This window comes from Paraburkholderia silviterrae, from assembly GCF_004353915.1.
Classification (GTDB): domain Bacteria; phylum Pseudomonadota; class Gammaproteobacteria; order Burkholderiales; family Burkholderiaceae; genus Paraburkholderia; species Paraburkholderia silviterrae.
In genome coordinates this window covers 1-22,136 of sequence record NZ_SMRP01000051.1, presented here as the reverse complement: position 1 = coordinate 22,136, position 22,136 = coordinate 1, and the positions used below count along the sequence as shown (strand labels likewise).

Below are 22,136 nucleotides of genomic sequence, written 5' to 3'. Positions count from 1 at the left end.
CGGCCGCGCTTTGCGGCGGCACGCGGGCTGTGCGTTACTTCAAACGCGAAATCGCAGGGGTTCATCGTTCAAGCTCCTGCGCCCCATGCGGGTCGTTCCAGCATTCCAGCGCCCAGACACCGCCGCGCCCGTCGTCAGCGCTGATCAGCGCGTGGCTGCCCCCTCTCCAGTCCGGTGCGTGGGTCAAATGGGTCAGCGCGAGCATGGGGTTCATGCATCCACTGTCTCCATAAACATCGCAAACCGAGAGATAGCGCTTGTCGAGCGCAGAGGCCGCATAGGCATCGCGCTCCAGCTCGCGCATGGCGGCACTCGGATGCAGGCCGGCCATGACGTATGCGGTGCGTTCGTTGCAGCGCGCGCTCCACACCCGGGCGAGATCGCCGCGTGCACGCTGCGGGCTCTCCGGCAGCTGGGCGTATGACGTGATGGCGAGCGACATGCCCCCCACCGGGAGCTTGCGCAACACGACACAACCGGCGCGCTCGACGCTCGGGCACGGAGTGGCCAGCTTCGATCGCGCTCCGCCGTGCAGCGCCACGCGCTCTGCTGCCGAAGACAGCACCATGATCGGCAAGCTTCGAAACAACCCGGCAACCACGACCGTGTCCATCTCATCGGAATTCAGCAGATCGGACGCCAAACGAATCGCGTGGATGAAACCGTTGCGTTCCCCGCGCACCTTGCAGGAGAAGTTCCGGATTCCGTAATCGCGAAGAATGGGCTTGGGGAGCATGTCGAGGCTGATGACGTCCCGCCAGCTGTTCGTCCCCTCGAACGTGGCCGTCTCTCCCCACGAGTCGAAATAGACGAATGCGGACCGCTGCTTGCGAATCTGGGTTTCCAGCTTCCGGCCAACCTGGTCGAAAGCATTTCGGCAAACCTTCGCAACCGCATTGAGCGCTTCGCGATACGCCGCCTGGCGCATCTGTTCGCAGTCCACGCCGGTGCCGGGCATGCCGAAGCGACTGAAAAGCCATTCCCGCTGTGCCTGGCGCCGCTGCGCCTGTTTGAAAAAACGCGCCTCGGTGGCGTTGAACCAGCTCGGCTCAAAGGGGACGAAGGAATGACCGCTTTCCACCGTGCTTATCCCGATCACGCCGATCGCGCTATCAGGAACCACGCACTTCATGCAAACCTCCGGGCTGTGGCTCCTGCATCAAGACACACGCGACAATGGAGCCGTCGAGACCGAGTGTGCTCTTCAAAATTGCGCCGCCGGCAAGTGGCAGCGCAGCGCGATTGGCGTGAAAATCGATCTGCAACGTGTCGTCCAAAGGCAGACGCGTTTGCGCGGGAAGCACCTCCTGCTTCACGAGCGCATCGGTAATCGCAAACAGATCGAGCAGCCCGCTGCAGACCGACATGTAGCCGGTTTGCCCCTTGTACGTCACGACAGGCACGCCTTGTTTCCCCCATATCTTCAGGATCGCCATGGCCTCGGACTTGTCGCTTGCCGGCGTGCCATTGGCATGCGGAACGACGCATGCGATCTGCTCGGGCTTGAGCGCGGCGGCCTCGAGTGCGCGCTCCATCGTTGCGGCAATCGCGCGAAAATCCGCGGTTATTGCGCTGCGCGCCTCTCCGCTGCTTTGATACGCCACACAGCTGGCGAGCTGTATCCGGGGCGATGTCGTGGTCCCGGGCGCGTCGTCGGCGGCCTCAAGCAGGAGTGCGCACGCACCGTCCGCCGGCAACATGCCACCGCTCTGCGCCGAGAACGGCTGCGAATTGCCGACGCCCAGTACGCCCTGGCCGCCCATGAACACGATGTCCTGCAGCGTGTATTGCATCCACCCGACAACGAGTGCCCTGCGCGCCAGGCCCGCGCGTATCGCCTGCGAGGCGAGGTAGAGCGAGGACATCGCGGAGCAGCTGGCCGTGTAGATCGGAACCGGCGGTGCAGCCAGCCGGTACCTGAGCGCGAGCCGATGAGCGAGCTCGTCCTGAGCGTAATTCGCGACACTCAGTTCCTTGAGCTTCGGGAAGTACAGCCGATCTTCGTCATCGTTGCGGTTTTCATAGCCGGCGAAGTCCCCAATATTGGGGCGCATGCCATGCCCGGCCACATAGACGCGCACGTCCGGACCGCAAAGGGCCGCCTCGTCGAGGTTCGAGCCTTGCAGCGCCTGAGCGATGACGCGCTCCAGCACTTGCTGCGCACGCTCCATCACGGACATCCGCGCGGCCTCCCCGACGAAGAAACTCGCGTGATGCGGGTTGCCGGGAAGGCGCAGGTCGGCGGCCTCGCGATCGCGCGCGAACCATGGCTGCGTCGCCACGCTCTCGCCGGCAGCCAGCCGACGAACGAGTTCGTCGGGGCTGCTAGCGTAAGCACATTCGAGTCCGGCGCCGCCAATCACCACCGGGATGTTGCGCACAGCCATCAGGCACCTGCTCGGATCACGTACGCGTAGTGGTTGCCCCCTTCCGTTGCGCCCAGAACGAGCGCCGTGCGCACCTGCTTGCGCTGGAGGGAAGTAACGAACTGAATGTCGTCGGCGCTGAACGTTTTCGTATAAGGAATGGGCGGAATTTCGCCGCGGCGCATGATCTCGAGAACGACGATCATGTTCAGCATCGCGCTACACGACTCGACGTTGCCGAAGTAGCCGTTATAGTTGACGATCGGCACCTGCCCCACCCGCTCGCCGAAGATCGCGCGAATCGCGCCCAGTTCGGCCTCGTTATTGACCGCCGTGCCGTCGCTGTTGCCGCAAACGAGGTCGATCTCGTCGAAGCCGATTCCCGCCTCGTCGAGCGCCTGCCGGATCGAGGTCGTGATCGACGCGCTTCGCGGCTCGAGTGCGTCCCGCTCGAAATAGCTCGCGTCGCAGGCCTTGCCGTAGCCGAGGATCTCCGCAAGAACCTCCACGCCTCGCGCCTTGGCGTGCTCGATGTCCTCCAGAAAGAGCATGCCCGCGCCTTCGCCCAACAGGTAGCCGTTGCCGTTCTCACCGTAGACTTCAAACGCCTCGGGACGATCCGCCAGATACAGCCCATCGTTGATCGCCTGCAGATATGACCAGAACTGCATGGGCCTTTCATCGGCGCCGCCTGCGATCACCTGCGGCTGAAGGCTCTGACGAACGAGTTCATAGGCGTAACCCAAAGCGCCGAAGGCCGCGTTGTTGCCCGTCGCGAGTGTGGTGTTGTAGCCCTTGATACCCTCCGTGATCGAGCAGAAGGTCGCAATCGCATTCATCAGCGCGCCAGGGAATTCCGACGTGCGAACTTTCGTGGGGTCGGGAATCATGCTGCGCATGTACGTTTCCACGCTCGTGCGCGGGCCCTTGGACATGCCCACGACCAGCCCCAGATCGTGACCGTCACGCCGGATCTTCCGGCTCGCGCCTTTGAGCGCCTGAGTCAAGGCGAGCAGCGCGAAGGTGCAGATGGGATCGGCCTTGCGCTCGTCGAAACGGCGCAGATACTTGCGCGGATCGAGATTGTCGACCGTGTGCACCCAGATCTGCCGCTCGCCGAGCGAGTTGACGACTTCCGGGCTGAAAATATTGAGCAGATACTGTTTCACCTTCTCGCGCACGGACGGGTGGTCCACGAGGCCCGCGAACGAGTGGCTCTCCTCGACCTCACCGGTGAGCTTGACCTTGCGGCCTGACGGCTTGCCACTCCACACGGCATCGAAAATTTCCTCGATGTCGTGGCCCGCCGACGCAACCGCACCCATACCGGTGATGCCAACCCGCTTGGGCTCGTACGACGTCGTCGGCACGATACCCGCGCGCGTGCTGGAGATCACGCAGCAGTTGTTGCCGCCGAACGCGTAGTTGTTCTTCATGAACACGCCAACGTCCGCCGACTGAAATTCGTTGGGCACGTAATTCAGGTCGCAGGTGGGACGCGGCACCGTGAAGTTCAGCGTCGGCAGAATCTTCTTTTCAGGCAACGTGAGATAGCAGGCAATCAGTTCGATGATGCCGGCCGAGCCGATGTTGTGCCCCACATAGGCCTTCGTCGAGCTCACAGGAATATCTGCGATGCCGGGGAACACCTTCTTCATCGCCAGCGTTTCGGACCGGTCGTTGGCGTCCGTTCCCGTGCCGTGGGCGTTGATGTACTGGATGTCATGCGGCTGAAGGCCGGCATTGTGCAGCGCCGAGCGCATCACCTGGACCGCGCCTTCCGCGCGCGGATCGGGAGCGGTCTCGTGGAACGCGTCACCTGAGGTCGCATACGCAACGACCTCGGCATAGATCGTCGCACCGCGGGCAACGGCATGCTCGTACTCTTCCAGCAAGAGCGCGCCTGCACCTTCGCCGATCGACATGCCGGGCTCGCCGGAGAACGGGCTCGCGGGGCTGCGCTTCATCGCGTGCAGCGCGTAGAAGCCGGCAAAGGTAGGCAGGTAGAGCGGTTCTGTGCCAATCACGAGAACGGCCGGATTCTTGCCGTTCTGGATCTGGTCAAATCCCATGCCGATCGCGTTGGTGCTCGCCGTGCAGGCCGTGGCCACCAGTTCGAAACCGCCCTTCAGGCCGAGCAGCGCCGAAACGATCGCGCTGGACGAAGCAAAGCTGCCGGATACGACGATCTTCTTGAGAGAGAAAATTTCGTAATTCTCTTCAAGAATGGGCATGTAGGCTTCGGTGCCAGCGGATGAGATGCCGATGACCAAGCCCGTCTTCTCGCGCAATTCCGCAGAGGACGCATTCGCACGCTTGAGCGCTTCGTGGCCGACCTTGTAGGCCCAGAGCGCCGCCTTGTCGAGCAATTCCGCGCGCTCAGCCGGCAGATCCTCGTAGACGACCTCCCGCAAGACTTCCGACGCGTTCGCACCATCGAACCAGGGCTGATAGTGTTCGCTTGGGCGAATTCCACAGACCTTGTTGAAAAGCGCTTCCTTGAATTCGTCCACGTTATCGGCGATGGACGACATATGCCCCATCCCCGTAACTACGACCCGCTTACGCTGCGTTTGCATGTTTTTTTCCACCTTATCTCTACCCGGGCCCAATATTCCTGGGCTTTCCGATCTGGCATCAATTAATATGTAGTCCGATGCAAAATCGCTTGACCGCCGCCCACTTCGGCTTCGTTCGATCCGCCCGCACTCTCCCGGCGGGCGGTCTCGATCAGACAGTCTTTACAACTGTCGTTGTTTGCGTGAGCTACGCCGCTCGACGCTTACTTTGCCGCTGCCAGAGCCTGCTTCTTGCGCTCGATTTGCTCGAGCAGATGCTTCGGCTTTGCAGGATCGACGTAGCTGTGCTCGGACGGATTGACCATGAAGCTGAAGTTGCGCAGGAACGGAATCGCCGTGGTCCTGAGCTCGGCGTCGCCCTTTGCCGTCACCAGACGCAGCGGGCCGACATCCGCATAGGCAAGCGCTTCGCTCAACATCGCGCGGCCCACATGCCGGCCGTCTTCAGCGATCGTGCCGCACACCATCACTTCGCCGATCTTCTGATCGCCGAAATAGATTGCGTCACCTGGCGCTGCGGCCGCGGCGTGCTCGCCATGAGCCTCGAAGCCCACTGCGCGACGGGTCACGCCTTGTGCAAGACGCTGCTCGATTGCGCTCTTGCCGACGAATTCGTCCTTCGTATAACGCAGCGCCCACTGCATCTGCAGTTCAACCGGGCAGCGCGAGTAGCCGGCGAGGGCCGAGGGATCCCAGCACGGATTCTCGATGCGCACCTGGCGCTGGTAGTCGAGGCCACCGACGACCATGTCGTACTTCTTGCCCGCTTCCAGAGCCTGTTGCCAGACTTCGCTGAATCGCGCGACCGGCACGATGAGCTTGTACGAGAATTCCCCGTGCTTGCCCGCGCGGAAGAGGATCTCGTCCCGCTCGACAAACATGTATTCATGGAACGGCAGACCGATGACGTCCATGCCGAACATCTCGGCCATCAGCTCCCATGCGTAGGGGCCTTCGAAATGCAGCACGCCGCGTTCGCCGTCCAGCGACTTCACACCGTCGATTTCGCTGAATTCATCCTTGTAGCGATCAACAGCGGCCTGCATCAGGTCGCGCAACTGATCCCCCGTCAGCCATTCCGTCACGACGATAAAGCGCTCTTCGTCACACAGGATGTAGACGTCGGTGATGATCTTCCCTTCTTCGTCCAGCAGCACCGTGTACATGCCCTGCTCGTCGCGCAACGCGGAAACGTCGCCCCCAACGATCGTGTTGAGCACTTCATAGGCGTCTTCGCCGGCGATTTCGGCGATACCCATATGGGAATAATCGGTCAGCAGAATATGCTTGCGGGCGGCGGCGATTTCGCGCGCGGTGTCGCCATAGCTCAGCGGAATTTCAACACCATTGCGCACGCCCATCTTTGCGCCGTGGCTGATATGCATGTCTTTCAGGCTCGTCATAGCTTGCTCGTCTCTTTGCGTCGAGTTTTGGTCGGACTTTCGTCAGGCTGCGGTCGCTTGCGTGTCTTTGCTGCGTTCCAGAATGAACGACGCAAGCGTATTGATGCTTCGCAGATAGGCAGGTTCGTCGCCTTCCGACACGCGAATTCCAAAGGTTTCGTCTAGGAGCACGAAGACTTCGGTTGCGTCGACCGAGTCCAGACGCAGGCCACTGCCGAACAGCGGCGTATCGTCATCGATCTGCTCGACGGTCTGGGGGAGATTGAGACGCTGGATCAGCCCTGCCTTGAGCTTTTCAAGCACAGCTTTGCGCCGCTCGACGTCGTCCAGTATCGTTGTGTTGGTCATTTTTTCGCTCTTTATCGTGAGATGCCGGCAGCAACATTGCCGCCGAGCTTGTCCCGGTCGGTCCGGAAATTGATGATGGTGCCCTCGGCAGCGACGTGACGGCCAACACGCGCCTCCACGTTGAAGTGATTGAACCCCTGGGCATCGGAAAACGCTAACCGGCAGTCGACGTAGATCGTGTCGCCCGGATAGACGACCTTCTTGAACTTGATATTCTGGGCGGCGAGAAACCCGATCGCCTTGGCGCGCATTTCGCTGATGATGCGCTTTCCATCAGGCGTACTGAGAATTTCCGCCACATCTTCGAATCTCTTGGCGACGCGACCCGTTTCCCGCGCGTATTCTTCACAGACATCCCTGAAGAACGTGCAATACTCGCCGCCCTGACCGAAAATCTCGGCAATCATCACGCCAGGCATAACCGGATTGTCAGTAAAGTGTCCGGCGATATAGGACTCGTTGAACGTGACGTGCTTGACGACGGTAATACTGGGCTTGGAGCCGGTCACGATATCGGCAATGCGGTCCACCATGAATATCGGGGAGCGCCACACGCCGATCTCAAACAACTGCTGCGCAGGCAGAAGACTTCGTTCTAGCTTGGACATGAAAATTTCCGCAAATTAACGCATTACAAGACCACCGTCGGCCACCAGCGTCTGCCCGACGATGTAGCTTGCGGCGTTGGAACTGAGAAACGCGACCACCTCGGCAATCTCTTCCGGACGCCCAAAGCGGTTCAGCGGAATGGCATCGAAGATGGTCCGTGCGATGTGGCGCGGCACCTTCTTGACCATTCGCGATTCGATCATGCCCGGTGCGATGGCATTGACCCGGATCCCCTTCGATGCAAGCTCTTTCGCAATCGAACGCGTAAAGCCGGAGATGCCCGCTTTGGCGGCGCTGTAGTTGGACTGCCCGAAGCTCGCCGTCACCCCTGCGACGGAAGTCACGTTCACGATGCTCGCTTGGGGCGCGTGCCGCATCAGTCTCATCATCCCCTGAGTCATGTTGAATGTCCCATGGAGATTGACGCGCACCACATCGTCGAATTCTTCGAACGTCATGGTGGAGATCAAGTTGTCCTTGTTGATGCCCGCGTTATTGACGAGAACGTCGACGGCTTCGATGCGCTGCTCCAGGTCGCTGCGCAACCGCTCTACGTCGCCGCGGTTTGCAACATCGCATTTCTCGATGGTCAACCGGCTTGCGTTTTCGGAATCGGACGCGAGTTCGTCGAGACTTGCTTTCGTATTGTTGTATAGCGCGATCACATTACTGCCGAGCGCGAGATATTTTCGACAGATCGCCAGACCGAGATCGCCACTGGCGCCGGTCACCACCACGTTCTTGCCTTCGAGTTCTGGATAAATGGCCATAATTTTTTATGTTTCGAGTTTATTAATCGAGCACAACCGCTGCAACCGCATGGGTTTTGCAGTGCGAGATTGTTAAAATAGATGTCTTCAGATTTTCGAGTCGCATCACACGGTCGAACTCACCCGAAAACTCGAAATACGGCTTTCCAAGCGGATCGTGAAGGATCTTGATATCGTGAAAGGTGATGCCGTTGCGAAAGCCCGTTCCGAGTGCTTTCACGGCGGCTTCCTTGGCGGCCCAGACGCCGGCGATGCGCTCGACGTTCGCGGGCTGATCGTGCGCAGGCATTTCTGCTGCGGAGATTAAACGCTCGACGAATGCATCGCCGCTGCGCTCTATCGCTTGCGCGATTCGCCCCGTTTCAACGATGTCTATACCAATTCGCATATCTAACGATATACCCCGTACGCTTTATTTGATTTGAAGCCGCAGCCGCCGCCAGCAATGTTTGGTCGTTGTTGTGCCGCTATCGCGATATGCTTCCCGCTTCAGTACTCAAAGGACTGTTATCTGGAAGCATGCGCTTTTCATCAGGCGTGAACTACAGCGTGTCGCAACTTTAGTCGCTAGATGAAAGTTAGAGAATAGGGAATTGTAAATTTTCTGCGATTCGACTCGCGATTTGATTTACCTCAACCCAAAAGTGTCCGTAAAGAACAACCCTCCGCTTAGGAGTTTCGCTCGGACGGACCTGTTGAATTGCTGAAATCGGCGCGGTTGCAAGCATATCGATCAGGCCGCGAAGAAGAGGGATCGATGAGTTCACCGTGAAACCGGTGAGAATGAGGGAGATTAAGAGAAGCCGAATTAACCAGGTTTGGATGCACCTTGAAACAAAGCGCGTCAGAAGCATCAACGTTTATTGTAGTAGTTATTCTTTTAGTTAGGATATCAACATATATTTGACGTGCAAACTCCCTGGAAATACCCGATGCCACAAGCGTGGCATCGAGATCACTTCATGAACTCAGAGGTTGCGGCCGCTGGCCGCCGGGCCGTTTTGCCTGCGTGCCACTCGAATGCTGCCAATAATCGCGACGAGCCCGACGGGCACAAAAACCAGTGACCCGATCGAAATCAGCAGCGCGCCAATACGCGTTTTCCCCGCGATCTGCATGATGAAGCCAATGATGATGAGGGCCCATACGACCAGGAAAGTCGCGAAGAACATGGCGGCAGGCTGGATGCCGACGTGATGCAGCAGATACGAGAAGATCCCGACCGACGCCACCAGATTCAAAATCAGACCGACTCCAACAACCCACATGATTCACGCCTCCGGAATGGGTAAAAGTTACACGACAAAGCCCGTCCGACAGACGCGCGGGCCGCGCGAGGCGCCACATTAGCATGGGTGGCCACCCTGTGCAGGGAAGTCGCGAGTACGAATGGACACCATGACAAAATGCCGCGCCTCGGTTGGCGTGGGCAAAAAAAAATCCGCCCGGTTGACCCGGGCGGATTTCATCCGACACTTTCAGCGGATGGCGAAACACGTTCGCCAGAAGCTTACTCGTCCGTCGTATGCGGCTGCTGCGGCTGCGGCTCTGCAGCCGGGGCCGGGGTTTCCGGCGTGCCGAACTCGAACGCTTCTTCCGCTGCAATCTGGTCGAAACGCTCGCGATCCGAGCTTTCCTTCGCCTTGCGTGCCTTGTGGAACGCGAGACCCGTACCGGCCGGAATCAGACGGCCGACGATCACGTTTTCCTTCAGGCCACGCAGATCGTCGCGCTTGCCCATGATCGCCGCTTCGGTCAGCACGCGGGTCGTTTCCTGGAACGACGCCGCCGAGATGAACGAGTCAGTCGAGAGCGATGCCTTCGTAATACCGAGCAGGACGTTCTCGTACGTTGCCGGACGCTTGTCTTCCGCGATCATCTTGTCGTTCTCGTCGAGCATGTCCGAACGCTCGACTTGTTCGCCAGGAATGAAACGCGTATCACCGTTGTCGGTGATCTGCACACGGCGCAGCATCTGACGCACGATCACTTCGATGTGCTTGTCGTTGATCTTCACGCCCTGCAGACGGTACACGTCCTGCACTTCGTCCACGATGTAGCGCGACAGTGCCTCGATACCCTGCAGACGCAGGATGTCGTGCGGATCGGCCGGGCCGTCCACGATCATTTCGCCCTTGTTGACGACCTGACCGTCGTGGACCAGCACCTGCTTTTCCTTCGCGATCAGGAACTCGTGCTGATTGCCCTCGAGGTCCGTGATAACGAGACGCTGCTTGCCCTTCGTGTCCTTACCGAACGACGTCGTACCCGTGACTTCCGCCAGGATACCTGCGTCCTTCGGCGAACGTGCTTCGAACAGTTCCGCCACACGCGGCAGACCACCGGTAATGTCACGCGTCTTCTGCGATTCGGTCGGGATACGTGCGAGCACTTCACCCACCTGAACCTGCTGACCGTCCTTCACGGTGATCAGTGCGCCGACCTGGAAGCCGATCTGCACCGAGTGCTCCGTGCCCGGGATCTTCACTTCGTCGCCGTTCGCGTCGAGCAGCTTCACCTGCGGACGCACGCTCTTCGCGGCCTGCGAGCCACGGCGCTTCGCGTCGATCACGACGAGGGTCGACAGACCCGTGACGTCGTCGATCTGCTTGGCCACGGTCACGCCTTCCTCGACGTTCTCGAACTTCACCGTACCGCCGTACTCGGTGATGATCGGACGCGTGAGCGGATCCCACGTTGCAAGCTGCGTACCGGCCTTGATCTGCGCGCCGTCGAGCTGCAGCAGCGTCGCGCCGTACGGCACCTTGTGACGCTCGCGCTCGCGGCCGTGATCGTCGGCGATGATGGCTTCGCCCGAACGCGAGATGACGATCTGCTCGCCCTTCGCGCTCGTGACGTAACGCATCGTCGCCGTGAAGCGGACCGTACCGTTCGACTTGGCTTCCACCGACGAAGCAACTGCCGCACGCGATGCCGCACCACCGATGTGGAACGTACGCATCGTGAGCTGCGTGCCCGGCTCGCCGATCGACTGCGCCGCGATCACGCCAACGGCTTCGCCGACGTTCACGCGCGAGCCGCGGCCGAGGTCGCGGCCATAGCACGAGGCGCACAGGCCATAGCGCGTTTCGCAGGTGAGCGGCGTGCGCACGCGCACTTCGTCGATGCCGAGGCTCTCGATCGTCTCAACCGCGTCTTCGTCGAGCAAATCGCCCGAAGCGTAGATCGTTTCCTGCGTTTCCGGATTGACGACGTCCGCCACCGCCACACGGCCGAGAATACGGTCGCGCAGCGCTTCGACGACTTCACCGCCTTCCACGAGGGCCTTCATGGCCACGCCGTTCGACGTGCCGCAATCTTCCTCGACGACCACGAGATCCTGCGTGACGTCCACGAGACGACGCGTCAGGTAACCCGAGTTCGCGGTCTTCAGTGCCGTATCAGCCAGACCCTTACGTGCACCGTGGGTCGAGATGAAGTACTGCAACACGTTCAGACCTTCGCGGAAGTTCGCGGTAATCGGCGTTTCGATAATCGAGCCGTCCGGCTTCGCCATCAGGCCACGCATACCGGCCAGCTGACGGATCTGGACTGCGGAACCCCGCGCGCCCGAGTCGGCCATCATGTAGATCGAGTTGAACGATTCCTGACGCGTTTCCTTGCCGTCACGGTCGATGACCGGTTCCGTCGCGAGCTGCTCCATCATCGCCTTGCCGACCGCTTCCGACGTTGCCGACCAGATGTCGACCACGTTGTTGTAGCGCTCCTGCGCGGTGACGAGACCCGACATGTACTGACGGTCGTACTCCTTCACCTTCTTCGCAGCGTCGCCGACGATGGTTTCCTTCTGCGGCGGCACGAGCATGTCGTCCACGCAGATCGAAATACCGGCGCGCGTTGCAAGGCGGAAGCCCGACTGCATCAGCTGGTCGGCGAAGATCACCGTTTCGCGCAGACCGCACTTGCGGAACGCGGTGTTGATCAGACGCGAGATTTCCTTCTTCTTCAGCGGCTTGTTCAGCACCGAGAACGGCAGGCCCGGCGGCAGAATTTCCGACAGGATCGAACGGCCGACCGTGGTCGCGTACAGCGTGATCTTCGGCACGAATGCCGGTGCGCCTTCCGACTTGTCCTCGTTGTGGACCATTTCGGTAATACGCACGTTCACGCGCGAGGCCAGCTCGACTTCCTTGTTCTCGTACGCGCGGATCGCTTCCGACACGCCCGTGAACGTCATGCCTTCGCCCTTGCCGTTGATCGCTTCACGCGTGGCGTAGTACAGGCCCAGCACGATATCCTGCGACGGCACGATCGACGGATCGCCGTTGGCCGGGAACAGGACGTTGTTCGACGCGAGCATGAGCGTGCGCGCTTCCATCTGCGCTTCGAGCGACAGCGGAACGTGAACAGCCATCTGGTCACCGTCGAAGTCGGCGTTGAACGCCGCGCAAACGAGCGGGTGCAGCTGGATTGCCTTACCTTCGATCAGCACCGGCTCGAAAGCCTGAATGCCAAGACGGTGCAGCGTCGGCGCACGGTTGAGCATGACCGGGTGCTCGCGGATCACCTCTTCGAGGATGTCCCACACCACCGGCGTCTGGTTCTCGACTTCCTTCTTCGCCGCCTTGATGGTCGTAGCAACGCCCATCACTTCCAGTTTGTTGAAGATGAACGGCTTGAAGAGTTCGAGCGCCATCAGCTTCGGCAGACCGCACTGGTGGAGCTTGAGCGTCGGGCCCACCACGATGACCGAACGGCCCGAGTAGTCCACGCGCTTACCCAGCAGGTTCTGACGGAAGCGACCGCCCTTACCCTTGATCATGTCGGCGAGCGACTTCAGCGGACGCTTGTTCGCGCCCGTCATCGCCTTGCCGCGACGACCGTTGTCGAGCAGCGAGTCAACCGCTTCCTGGAGCATCCGCTTTTCGTTGCGGACGATGATCTCCGGCGCCTTGAGCTCGAGCAGACGCTTCAGACGGTTGTTACGGTTGATGACGCGGCGATACAGGTCGTTCAGGTCCGAAGTCGCGAAACGGCCGCCGTCGAGCGGCACGAGCGGACGCAGTTCCGGCGGCAGCACCGGCAGCACTTCGAGCACCATCCATTCGGGCTTGATGCCCGAACGCTGGAAGGCCTCGAGCACCTTCAGGCGCTTCGCGTACTTCTTGATCTTCGCTTCCGAGCCGGTGTTCTTCAGCTCCGTACGGAGCGTCTCGACCTGCTCGTCGATGTTGATCGCGCGCAGCAGCTCGCGCACGCCTTCCGCGCCCATCTCGGCGCGGAATTCGTCACCGTACTCTTCGACCTTGTTGTAGTAATCCTCTTCGGTCATGATCTGACGCGCCTTCAGCGGCGTCATGCCCGGTTCGATCACCACGTATGCTTCGAAGTACAGCACGCGCTCGATGTCGCGCAGCGTCATGTCGAGCACCATGCCCAGACGCGACGGCAGCGACTTCAGGAACCAGATGTGCGCGACCGGCGAGGCCAGTTCGATGTGGCCCATGCGTTCGCGGCGCACCTTCGCCAGCGTGACTTCCACGCCGCACTTCTCGCAGATCACGCCACGGTGCTTCAGGCGCTTGTACTTGCCGCACAGGCACTCGTAGTCCTTGATCGGCCCGAAGATCTTCGCGCAGAACAGACCATCGCGTTCCGGCTTGAACGTACGGTAGTTGATGGTCTCCGGCTTCTTCACTTCGCCGAACGACCACGAGCGGATCTTGTCCGGCGAGGCCAGACCGATCTTGATCGCGTCAAAAACTTCTTCTTGTTGGACTTGCTTGAATAGATCGAGCAGAGCTTTCATTGCCTTCTCTCCGTAGTCCGATTAGTTGCGGTCGAGGTCGATGTCGATACCGAGCGAGCGGATTTCCTTCACCAGCACATTGAAGGATTCCGGCATGCCCGCGTCGATCACGTGGTCGCCCTTGACGAGGTTCTCATACACCTTCGTCCGGCCCGTCACGTCATCGGACTTCACCGTCAACATTTCCTGCAGCACGTACGAAGCGCCATACGCTTCGAGCGCCCACACTTCCATTTCACCGAAGCGCTGGCCACCGAACTGCGCCTTACCACCCAGCGGCTGCTGTGTGACGAGCGAGTACGGACCCGTCGAACGCGCGTGCATCTTGTCGTCGACCAAGTGGTGCAGCTTCAGGTAGTGCATGTAGCCCACGGTCACCGTACGCTCGAACATTTCGCCCGTGCGGCCGTCGTACAGACGCACCTGGTTCTTCGACGGCGTCATGCCGAGGTTGTGCGCGATGTCGTCCGGGAACGCCAGATCGAGCATCTTGCCCATTTCCTCTTCGGTCGCACCGTCGAACACCGGCGTTGCGAACGGCACGCCTTCGCGCAGGTTCCTCGCGAGTTCGAAGATCTCGTCGTCGCTGAAGCTGTCCAGGTCTTCCTTGTGGCCCGATTCGTTGTAGATCTTCGTGAGGAACTCACGCAGCTCTGCAATCTTCGTCTGACGCGCCAGCATTTCGCCAATACGCCAGCCCAGACCCTTCGCGGCCCAACCCAGGTGCACTTCGAGAACCTGACCCACGTTCATCCGTGACGGAACGCCCAGCGGGTTCAGCACGACGTCGGCCGGACGGCCATCGGCCATGTACGGCATGTCTTCGATCGGGACGATCTTCGACACGACACCCTTGTTACCGTGACGGCCTGCCATCTTGTCGCCAGGCTGCAGACGGCGCTTCACCGCGAGGTACACCTTGACCATCTTCAGCACGCCCGGCGGCAGTTCGTCGCCTTGCGTGAGCTTCTTGCGCTTCTCTTCGAACGCCAGATCGAACTGGTGACGCTTTTCTTCGATCGAGTTCTTGATGGCTTCGAGCTGCGCCGCTGCTTCTTCGTCCGCGAGGCGGATGTCGAACCAGTGGTAGTGGTCGAGGTCTTCCAGGTAAGCCTGGTCGATCTTCGTGCCCTTCGCGAGCTTCTTCGGACCGCCGTTCGCGACCTTGCCGTCGAGCATGCGCGCGAGACGCTGGAACGCGTCGCCTTCCACGATACGCAGCTGGTCGTTCAAGTCGAGGCGATAGCGCTTCAGTTCATCGTCGATGATCTGTTGCGCGCGCTTGTCACGCGTGATGCCTTCGCGCGTGAACACTTGCACGTCGATGACCGTGCCGCTCATGCCCGAGGGCACGCGCAGCGACGTGTCCTTCACGTCCGAAGCCTTCTCGCCGAAGATCGCGCGCAGCAGCTTTTCTTCCGGCGTGAGCTGGGTTTCGCCCTTCGGCGTGACCTTGCCCACGAGCACGTCGCCCGCTTCGACTTCCGCGCCGATGTACACGATGCCCGACTCGTCGAGACGGCCAAGCTGCACTTCCGCGAGGTTCGAAATATCGCGCGTGATTTCTTCCGGTCCGAGCTTCGTGTCGCGTGCAACGACATTCAGTTCTTCGATGTGGATCGACGTGTAACGGTCGTCCGCAACCACCTTCTCCGAGATCAGGATCGAGTCTTCGAAGTTGTAGCCGTTCCACGGCATGAACGCGATCAACATGTTCTGGCCGAGCGCGAGCTCGCCCAGATCGGTCGATGCGCCGTCAGCCAGCACGTCGCCGCGCGCAACCTTGTCGCCCATCTTCACGATCGGACGCTGGTTGATGTTTGTGTTCTGGTTCGAACGCGTGTACTTGATGAGGTTGTAGATGTCGACGCCAACTTCACCGGCGACAGCTTCATCATCGTTCACGCGAATCACGATACGGCCTGCATCGACGTAGTCGACCACGCCGCCACGCAGCGCCTGAACCGTCGTGCCCGAGTCGACCGCAACCGTGCGCTCGATACCCGTACCGACGACCGGCTTTTCCGGACGCAGGCAAGGCACAGCCTGACGCTGCATGTTCGAGCCCATCAATGCGCGGTTCGCGTCGTCGTGCTCGAGGAACGGAATCAGCGAAGCTGCAACCGAGACGATCTGCGACGGCGCCACGTCCATGTACTGGATGCGGTCCGGCGTGACCATCAGCGTTTCGCCCGCTTCACGCGACGAGACGAGTTCGTCGGTCAGCGTGCCGTCTTCGGCCACCGCCGCGTTCGCCTGAGCGATCACGTAACGGCCTTCTTCAATCGCCGAGAGGTAGTCGATCTGGTCCGTCACCTTGCTGTCCACGACCTTGCGATACGGCGTTTCGAGGAAGCCGTACTCGTTCAGGTGCGCGTAGAGCGCGAGCGAGTTGATCAGACCAATGTTCGGACCTTCCGGCGTCTCGATCGGGCACACGCGGCCATAGTGGGTCGGGTGCACGTCGCGGACTTCGAAGCCTGCGCGCTCACGCGTCAGACCGCCCGGGCCCAGTGCGGAAACACGGCGCTTGTGCGTGATTTCCGAGAGCGGGTTGGTCTGGTCCATGAACTGCGAGAGCTGCGACGAACCGAAGAACTCGCGAATCGCCGACGAAATCGGCTTCGAGTTGATCAGGTCGTGCGGCATCAGGTTTTCGCTTTCGGCCTGGCCGAGGCGTTCCTTCACTGCACGCTCGACGCGCACGAGACCCGCGCGGAACTGGTTCTCCGCGAGTTCGCCAACGCAACGCACGCGACGGTTGCCCAAGTGGTCGATGTCGTCCACTTCGCCCTTGCCGTTGCGCAGCTCGACGAGGATCTTGATGGTCGCGAGGATGTCGTCGTCCTGCAGCGTCATCGGGCCGACGATCTCGTCACGGCCGACGCGGCGATTGAACTTCATACGACCCACCTTCGAGAGGTCGTACGCTTCTTCGCTGTAGAACAGACGATTGAACAACGCCTCAACCGCTTCTTCGGTCGGCGGCTCGCCCGGACGCATCATGCGGTAGATCGCGATGCGTGCAGCCATCTTGTCGGCGGTTTCGTCGATACGCAGCGTCGACGAGATGTAAGGCCCCTGATCCAGATCGTTCGTGTAGAGCGTCTGGATGTCCTTGATCTTCGCCTCGCGCAGCTTGTCGAGCACGCTTTCGGTGATTTCGTCGTTCGCGTTCGCGATCACTTCGCCCGTGTCGCCATCGACGACGTTCTTCGCGAGAACGCGGCCGAGCAGATAATCTTCGGGGACCGAAATAAACGAGGTCTTCGCGTTTTCGAGGTCGCGGATGTGCTTCGCGTTGATCCGCTTGTCCTTCTGGACGATGACCTTGCCATCGCGATCGCTAATGTCGAAGCGCGCGACTTCACCACGCAGACGCTCCGGCACGAACTCCATCTGCGCGCCTTCGGGCATCAGCGAGAAGTTGTCGAACACGAAGAAGTTCGCGAGGATCTGTTCCGGCGTGAGACCGATGGCCTTCAGCAGGATCGTGACCGGCATCTTGCGGCGACGGTCGACGCGGAAGTACAGCACGTCCTTCGGGTCGAACTCGAAGTCGAGCCACGAACCGCGGTAAGGAATGATACGTGCCGAGAAGAGCAGCTTGCCCGAGCTGTGCGTCTTGCCCTTGTCGTGCTCGAAGAACACGCCAGGCGAGCGGTGCAGCTGCGAGACGATGACACGCTCGGTGCCGTTGATGACGAACGAGCCCGTCGGCGTCATGAGCGGAATTTCGCCCATGTACACTTCCTGCTCCTTCACTTCCTTCACGACCGGCTTGCTCGGCGATTCCTTGTCGAGCAGCACGAGACGCACCTTGGCGCGAAGCGCCGAGCAATACGTCAGGCCCCGTTGCTGGCATTCCTTGATGTTGAATGCCGGCGACGAGAGCATGTAGCTCACGAACTCTAGACGAGCAAAGCCGTTATGGGAAACAATAGGAAAAACGGACGTAAACGCAGCCTGCAGACCTTCCGGTTTGCGTTGTGCGGTCGCCGTTTCTGCTTGCAGAAACGTGCTGAATGATTCAAGCTGGGTAGCCAGCAGGAAAGGAACTTGGTGAACGATGGGGCGTTTCGCGAAACTCTTGCGAATACGCTTCTTCTCGGTGAAGGAATATTGCATACGATCTCCGAATCACGGCGGGTAGGACGACCCGAGTGTTCACCGACTGAGACCCGATGGCTGCGCGAGCCCTGGAAGCTTGGTGGTTGGCCTCTACCAACCGCTGGCTGACGGCAGCGGATACCGGCTTGTCATAACTTGCCCGCTGCCCGACCAAACTTGCCTTCTGCAGTCGCTTCAGAAGACAAAGAGAAGCGTCGTGCGCACAGGCGGCGTTCCAGCATCCACCCTGCGTAAGACGTTTTTCTTTGGCTTCTGGGTCCCGCATCCCGCCTCCGCCTTCGGCAATACGCCGAAAAATCGAACACAAAAACGCAGAACCCACAAAGCACAAAAAGGCCGGCGGTGTAAAAACCGCCAGCCTTCGCACAGCGCACTGAAACTTACTTGATTTCAGCCTTCGCGCCGGCTTCTTCCAGCTTCTTCTTCGCTTCTTCAGCAGCAGCCTTGGGCACCGCTTCCTTCACGGGCTTCGGTGCGCCGTCAACCAGGTCCTTCGCTTCCTTCAGGCCGAGACCCGTCAGTTCACGAACGGCCTTAATGACCGAAACCTTGTTCGCGCCTGCTTCGAGCAGGTTGACCGTGAATTCGGTCTGCTCTTCAACAGCTGCTGCTGCTGCACCTGCCGGACCAGCGACTGCCACAGCAGCTGCCGACACGCCAAACTTCTCTTCGAATGCCTTGACCAGTTCGTTCAGTTCGAGAACCGACATCGAGCCAACGGCTTCGAGGATGTCTTCTTTTGCGATTGCCATTTGAAATTACTCCAGATTTGAATTCGGAAACAGCTAGCGATCTTCGCTCGCTCTTGCTTGTTCGACTGCCTGAAATCAGGCAGCTTCTGCTTGCTTCTTCTCTGCCAGCGCGGCGAGAGCACGCGCGAAGCCGGAGACAGGAGCTTGCATAACGAACAGCAGCTTCGAGAGCAGTTCTTCGCGGCTCGGGATGTTGGCCAGCGCTTGCACGCCTGCCACGTCCATCACCTTGCCTTCGTAGGAACCAGCCTTGATGACCAACTTGTCATTGCCCTTGGCGAAGTCATTGACGACCTTCGCAGCAGCAATTGCATCTTCCGAGATGCCGTAGATCAGGGGGCCAGTCATCTGCTCTGCCAGCGGAGCAAACGGGGTACCTTCGACAGCGCGACGCGCCAGCGTGTTCTTCAACACGCGCAGGTACACCTGCTGCTCACGCGCTTTCGCGCGCAGCTTGGTCAGATCGCCAACCGCGATTCCACGATACTCGGCCAGCACCATGGTCTGAGCCTTCGCGACTTGCGCGGAGACTTCAGCCACGACGGCCTGCTTACCTTCTTTGTTCAGTGGCACGGTTAACCTCCAGATTCGACACCCAACGCAAATGCGCCAAATGCCGCGTTCAACAACGGCGACCGACCAGTCCGGAGTAAATCAGCTTGCATCGTCAGGTGTTGCCACCTGCTTTGCTCACATCAACACTTCAAAACTTTTTCGGGTTCGCCATCTGCGTTGGCTTTGCATTAAGGAAGCACCTGACTGCTGCACTTCCGCCAACGGTCTTTGACAACCGGTTGCGCGATGCGGTACTTGCCACCGCCCAACCGCCCAAAGCCCTTTAAATCCGCGCTGCCGCCCTTTCAGGCCTCAACGCGGCAAAACTGTTGCGACGCTTATTGCAGCAATCAGGCTGCCAGCGACGACTGGTCGACGCGAACGCCAACACCCATCGTGCTCGAGACAGCGACCTTGCGCAGGTACACGCCCTTGCTCGTTGCCGGCTTCGCCTTGGTCAGCGCTTCGAGGAGCGCGTCCAGGTTGCTGCGCAGCGCAGTCGGCTCGAACGATGCACGGCCGATGGTCGCGTGAATGATACCGGCCTTGTCGACACGGAATTGCACCTGACCCGCCTTCGCGTTCTTGACCGCGGTGGCGACGTCCGGCGTCACGGTGCCGACCTTCGGGTTCGGCATCAGGCCGCGCGGGCCGAGGATCTGGCCGAGCGTACCGACGATACGCATCGTGTCCGGCGAAGCGATCACGATGTCGAAATTCAGGTTGCCGCCCTTGATCTGCTCAGCAAGGTCTTCCATGCCGACGATCTCAGCGCCTGCTGCCTTCGCTTGCTCAGCCTTTTCGCCTTGCGCGAACACTGCAACGCGGACCGACTTGCCGGTGCCTGCGGGCAGCACGACCGAGCCGCGAACGACCTGGTCCGACTTCTTCGCATCGATACCGAGCTGAACTGCGACGTCGATCGATTCGTCGAACTTCGCCGTCGCGCATTCCTTCACGAGCGACAGTGCGTCCGCGATCGGGTACAGCTTCTGGCTGTCGACCTTGGCGGCGAGTGCCTTTTGACGCTTCGAAACCTTAGCCATTTACACGCCCTCCACGACGATGCCCATCGAACGGGCGCTACCAGCGATCGTGCGGACCGCTGCGTCCATATCTGCTGCCGTGAGGTCCGGCATCTTGGTCTTGGCGATTTCTTCAGCCTGAGCGCGCGTGATCGTGGCGACCTTGTCGGTGTGCGGCTTGGCCGAACCCTTGTCGACCTTCGCTGCCTTCTTGATCAGAATCGTGGCCGGCGGCGTCTTCAGGATGAACGTGAAGCTCTTGTCCGCGAAAGCCGTGATCACGACCGGCGTGGGCAGACCCGGCTCCATCCCTTGAGTCTGCGCGTTGAACGCCTTGCAGAACTCCATGATGTTCAGGCCGCGCTGGCCCAGTGCCGGACCGACCGGCGGCGACGGGTTGGCTTTACCTGCAGGAATCTGCAGCTTGATAAAGCCAATGATTTTCTTTGCCATGTTGAAAACCTCATTGGAACGCGTGGGCGTTCAGGTGAGTGGTAGCGCGCTTTCACCGCAATCTTCGCTGTGCCAACCGCTTTGGCGACACTTACAGCCGACTAGACTACTGGCGCTCCTCTACGGCCATAACGCGGACCGTAAGCGCGGAAAAACGGACCGCATCGAAGATGCGATCCGTTGTATTCGATTTATAGCTTTTCGACCTGGCCGAATTCGAGTTCGACTGGTGTGGCGCGACCAAAAATGGTGACGGAGACCCGGACGCGCGATTTCTCGTAGTTGACTTCTTCGACGCTGCCGTTGAAGTCCGTGAACGGACCTTCCTTCACGCGAACCATCTCGCCGACTTCGAACAGGGTCTTGGGGCGCGGTTTCTCAACGCCTTCCTGCATCTGCGACATGATCTTTTCGACTTCGCGCGGCGAAATCGGGCTCGGCCGATTACGCGCCCCGCCGACGAAACCCGTCACCTTTGCCGTGTTCTTCACGAGGTGCCACGTTTCATCCGTCATTTCCATCTCAACCAGGACATAGCCCGGGAAGAAACGACGCTCGGTCACCGATTTGTGACCACCCTTCACCTCGACCACTTCTTCAGTCGGAACGAGGATCTGGCCAAACTTGTCCTGCATGCCGGCACGTTCAATGCGCTCCTGAAGCGCACGTTGCACGCTCTTCTCCATACCAGAGTAGGCGTGCACCACGTACCAACGTTTTCCGCTCGGGGATGCCGGTGTATCGCTCATATCATTTCCAACCCAGAATCGCCGAGAAAATCACCCATTCAATGGATTTGTCGCAAACCCAGAGAAAGATGGCCATTACCAGCACAAAACCGAAGACCACCAGAGTCGTTTGCGTGGCCTCTTTGCGAGTCGGCCAGACGACCTTGCGAACTTCCTTGTACGAGTCTTTGGCAAACGCGATGAAGCTCTTGCCGGGCGCCGAAAGAAGACCGACTACCACCCCCGCGATCACGCCCACTGCGAGCGCCGCACCGCGGACATACCACTCCTGGCTACCGAGCCAGTAGAACCCTACGAACCCGGCCACAACCAACAATACACCCGCCGCAAGCATCAGCTTGTCGCTGGAAGTATTAACAGTTTCGACGGAAGGATTCGCCATAACACCTTAAAGAACAACGCACCACAGGTGCGAGAAGTTGGCAGGGGCAGAGGGAATCGAACCCCCAACCTTCGGTTTTGGAGACCGACGCTCTGCCAGTTGAGCTATACCCCTAAACCATTTTGGGGTTGGCGGCTAAGCCAACCCCGAAACCACTTAGTCGATCAACGAGACTGGCAAAAACTTACTCGATGATCTTGGCGACGACACCGGCGCCGACGGTACGGCCACCTTCGCGGATTGC

The 22,136-nt window shown here is 60.0% G+C and carries 17 protein-coding genes and 1 tRNA gene; all 18 read right to left on the bottom strand.

Going from position 1 to position 22,136, the window contains the following annotated elements:
* Positions 1-61: 61 nt before the first annotated feature.
* Positions 62-1,132 (bottom strand): hypothetical protein, encoded by a 1,071-nt coding sequence (locus tag EYW47_RS39015; RefSeq protein ID WP_133200137.1) that lies wholly within the window; start codon positions 1,130-1,132, stop codon positions 62-64.
* A complete protein-coding gene (locus tag EYW47_RS39010) occupies positions 1,113-2,387 on the bottom strand; it encodes a beta-ketoacyl synthase N-terminal-like domain-containing protein (protein ID WP_133200136.1) in 1,275 nt (424 codons plus the stop codon). Before EYW47_RS39010 ends, EYW47_RS39015 begins: the two co-directional genes overlap by 20 nt.
* A complete protein-coding gene (locus tag EYW47_RS39005; RefSeq protein ID WP_133200135.1) occupies positions 2,387-4,945 on the bottom strand; it encodes a beta-ketoacyl-[acyl-carrier-protein] synthase family protein in 2,559 nt (852 codons plus the stop codon). Before EYW47_RS39005 ends, EYW47_RS39010 begins: the two co-directional genes overlap by 1 nt.
* A 203-nt stretch (positions 4,946-5,148) precedes the next feature.
* Positions 5,149-6,348: an aminomethyltransferase family protein gene (locus tag EYW47_RS39000; protein WP_133200134.1), complete on the bottom strand. Its 1,200-nt coding sequence runs from the start codon at positions 6,346-6,348 to the stop codon at positions 5,149-5,151.
* Between the two features lie 42 nt (positions 6,349-6,390).
* Entirely contained in the window at positions 6,391-6,696 is a 306-nt protein-coding gene (locus tag EYW47_RS38995) for an acyl carrier protein (RefSeq protein ID WP_133200133.1), read from the bottom strand.
* Positions 6,697-6,707: 11 nt separating this feature from the next.
* Positions 6,708-7,304 carry a hotdog family protein gene (locus tag EYW47_RS38990; RefSeq protein ID WP_165976810.1) on the bottom strand — a complete coding sequence of 199 codons (597 nt, stop codon included), beginning with the start codon at positions 7,302-7,304 and terminating at the stop codon, positions 6,708-6,710.
* 15 nt (positions 7,305-7,319) lie between these two features.
* Positions 7,320-8,075 (bottom strand): SDR family oxidoreductase, encoded by a 756-nt coding sequence (locus EYW47_RS38985; protein ID WP_133200132.1) that lies wholly within the window; start codon positions 8,073-8,075, stop codon positions 7,320-7,322.
* 22 nt (positions 8,076-8,097) lie between these two features.
* Positions 8,098-8,463 carry a holo-ACP synthase gene (gene acpS / locus EYW47_RS38980; protein ID WP_133200131.1) on the bottom strand — a complete coding sequence of 122 codons (366 nt, stop codon included), beginning with the start codon at positions 8,461-8,463 and terminating at the stop codon, positions 8,098-8,100.
* A 580-nt stretch (positions 8,464-9,043) separates the two neighbouring features.
* Positions 9,044-9,316, bottom strand: coding sequence for a hypothetical protein (locus EYW47_RS38975; protein ID WP_133200130.1), 273 nt, complete (start codon positions 9,314-9,316; stop codon positions 9,044-9,046).
* Positions 9,317-9,585: 269 nt separating this feature from the next.
* A complete protein-coding gene (gene rpoC / locus EYW47_RS38970; protein ID WP_133200129.1) occupies positions 9,586-13,845 on the bottom strand; it encodes a DNA-directed RNA polymerase subunit beta' in 4,260 nt (1,419 codons plus the stop codon).
* 21 nt (positions 13,846-13,866) lie between these two features.
* Positions 13,867-17,973 (bottom strand): DNA-directed RNA polymerase subunit beta, encoded by a 4,107-nt coding sequence (rpoB, locus tag EYW47_RS38965; RefSeq protein ID WP_133200128.1) that lies wholly within the window; start codon positions 17,971-17,973, stop codon positions 13,867-13,869.
* Between the two features lie 383 nt (positions 17,974-18,356).
* Complete coding sequence (gene rplL / locus EYW47_RS38960) at positions 18,357-18,728, bottom strand: 50S ribosomal protein L7/L12 (RefSeq protein ID WP_103706970.1); 372 nt, start codon at positions 18,726-18,728, stop codon at positions 18,357-18,359.
* 75 nt (positions 18,729-18,803) lie between these two features.
* Positions 18,804-19,301: a 50S ribosomal protein L10 gene (gene rplJ, locus EYW47_RS38955; RefSeq protein ID WP_069269335.1), complete on the bottom strand. Its 498-nt coding sequence runs from the start codon at positions 19,299-19,301 to the stop codon at positions 18,804-18,806.
* A gap of 332 nt (positions 19,302-19,633) precedes the next feature.
* On the bottom strand, positions 19,634-20,329 hold the full coding sequence (rplA, locus tag EYW47_RS38950; protein ID WP_133200127.1) for a 50S ribosomal protein L1: 696 nt from the start codon (positions 20,327-20,329) through the stop codon (positions 19,634-19,636).
* Positions 20,330-20,761, bottom strand: a complete 432-nt coding sequence (gene rplK, locus EYW47_RS38945) for a 50S ribosomal protein L11 (protein WP_028222170.1) — start codon at positions 20,759-20,761, stop codon at positions 20,330-20,332.
* 191 nt (positions 20,762-20,952) lie between these two features.
* Entirely contained in the window at positions 20,953-21,510 is a 558-nt protein-coding gene (gene nusG / locus EYW47_RS38940) for a transcription termination/antitermination protein NusG (RefSeq protein WP_028208939.1), read from the bottom strand.
* Between the two features lies 1 nt (position 21,511).
* Complete coding sequence (gene secE, locus EYW47_RS38935; RefSeq protein WP_028222169.1) at positions 21,512-21,892, bottom strand: preprotein translocase subunit SecE; 381 nt, start codon at positions 21,890-21,892, stop codon at positions 21,512-21,514.
* A 38-nt stretch (positions 21,893-21,930) separates the two neighbouring features.
* Positions 21,931-22,006: transfer RNA gene (locus EYW47_RS38930), tRNA-Trp, on the bottom strand.
* Positions 22,007-22,136: the final 130 nt, after the last annotated feature.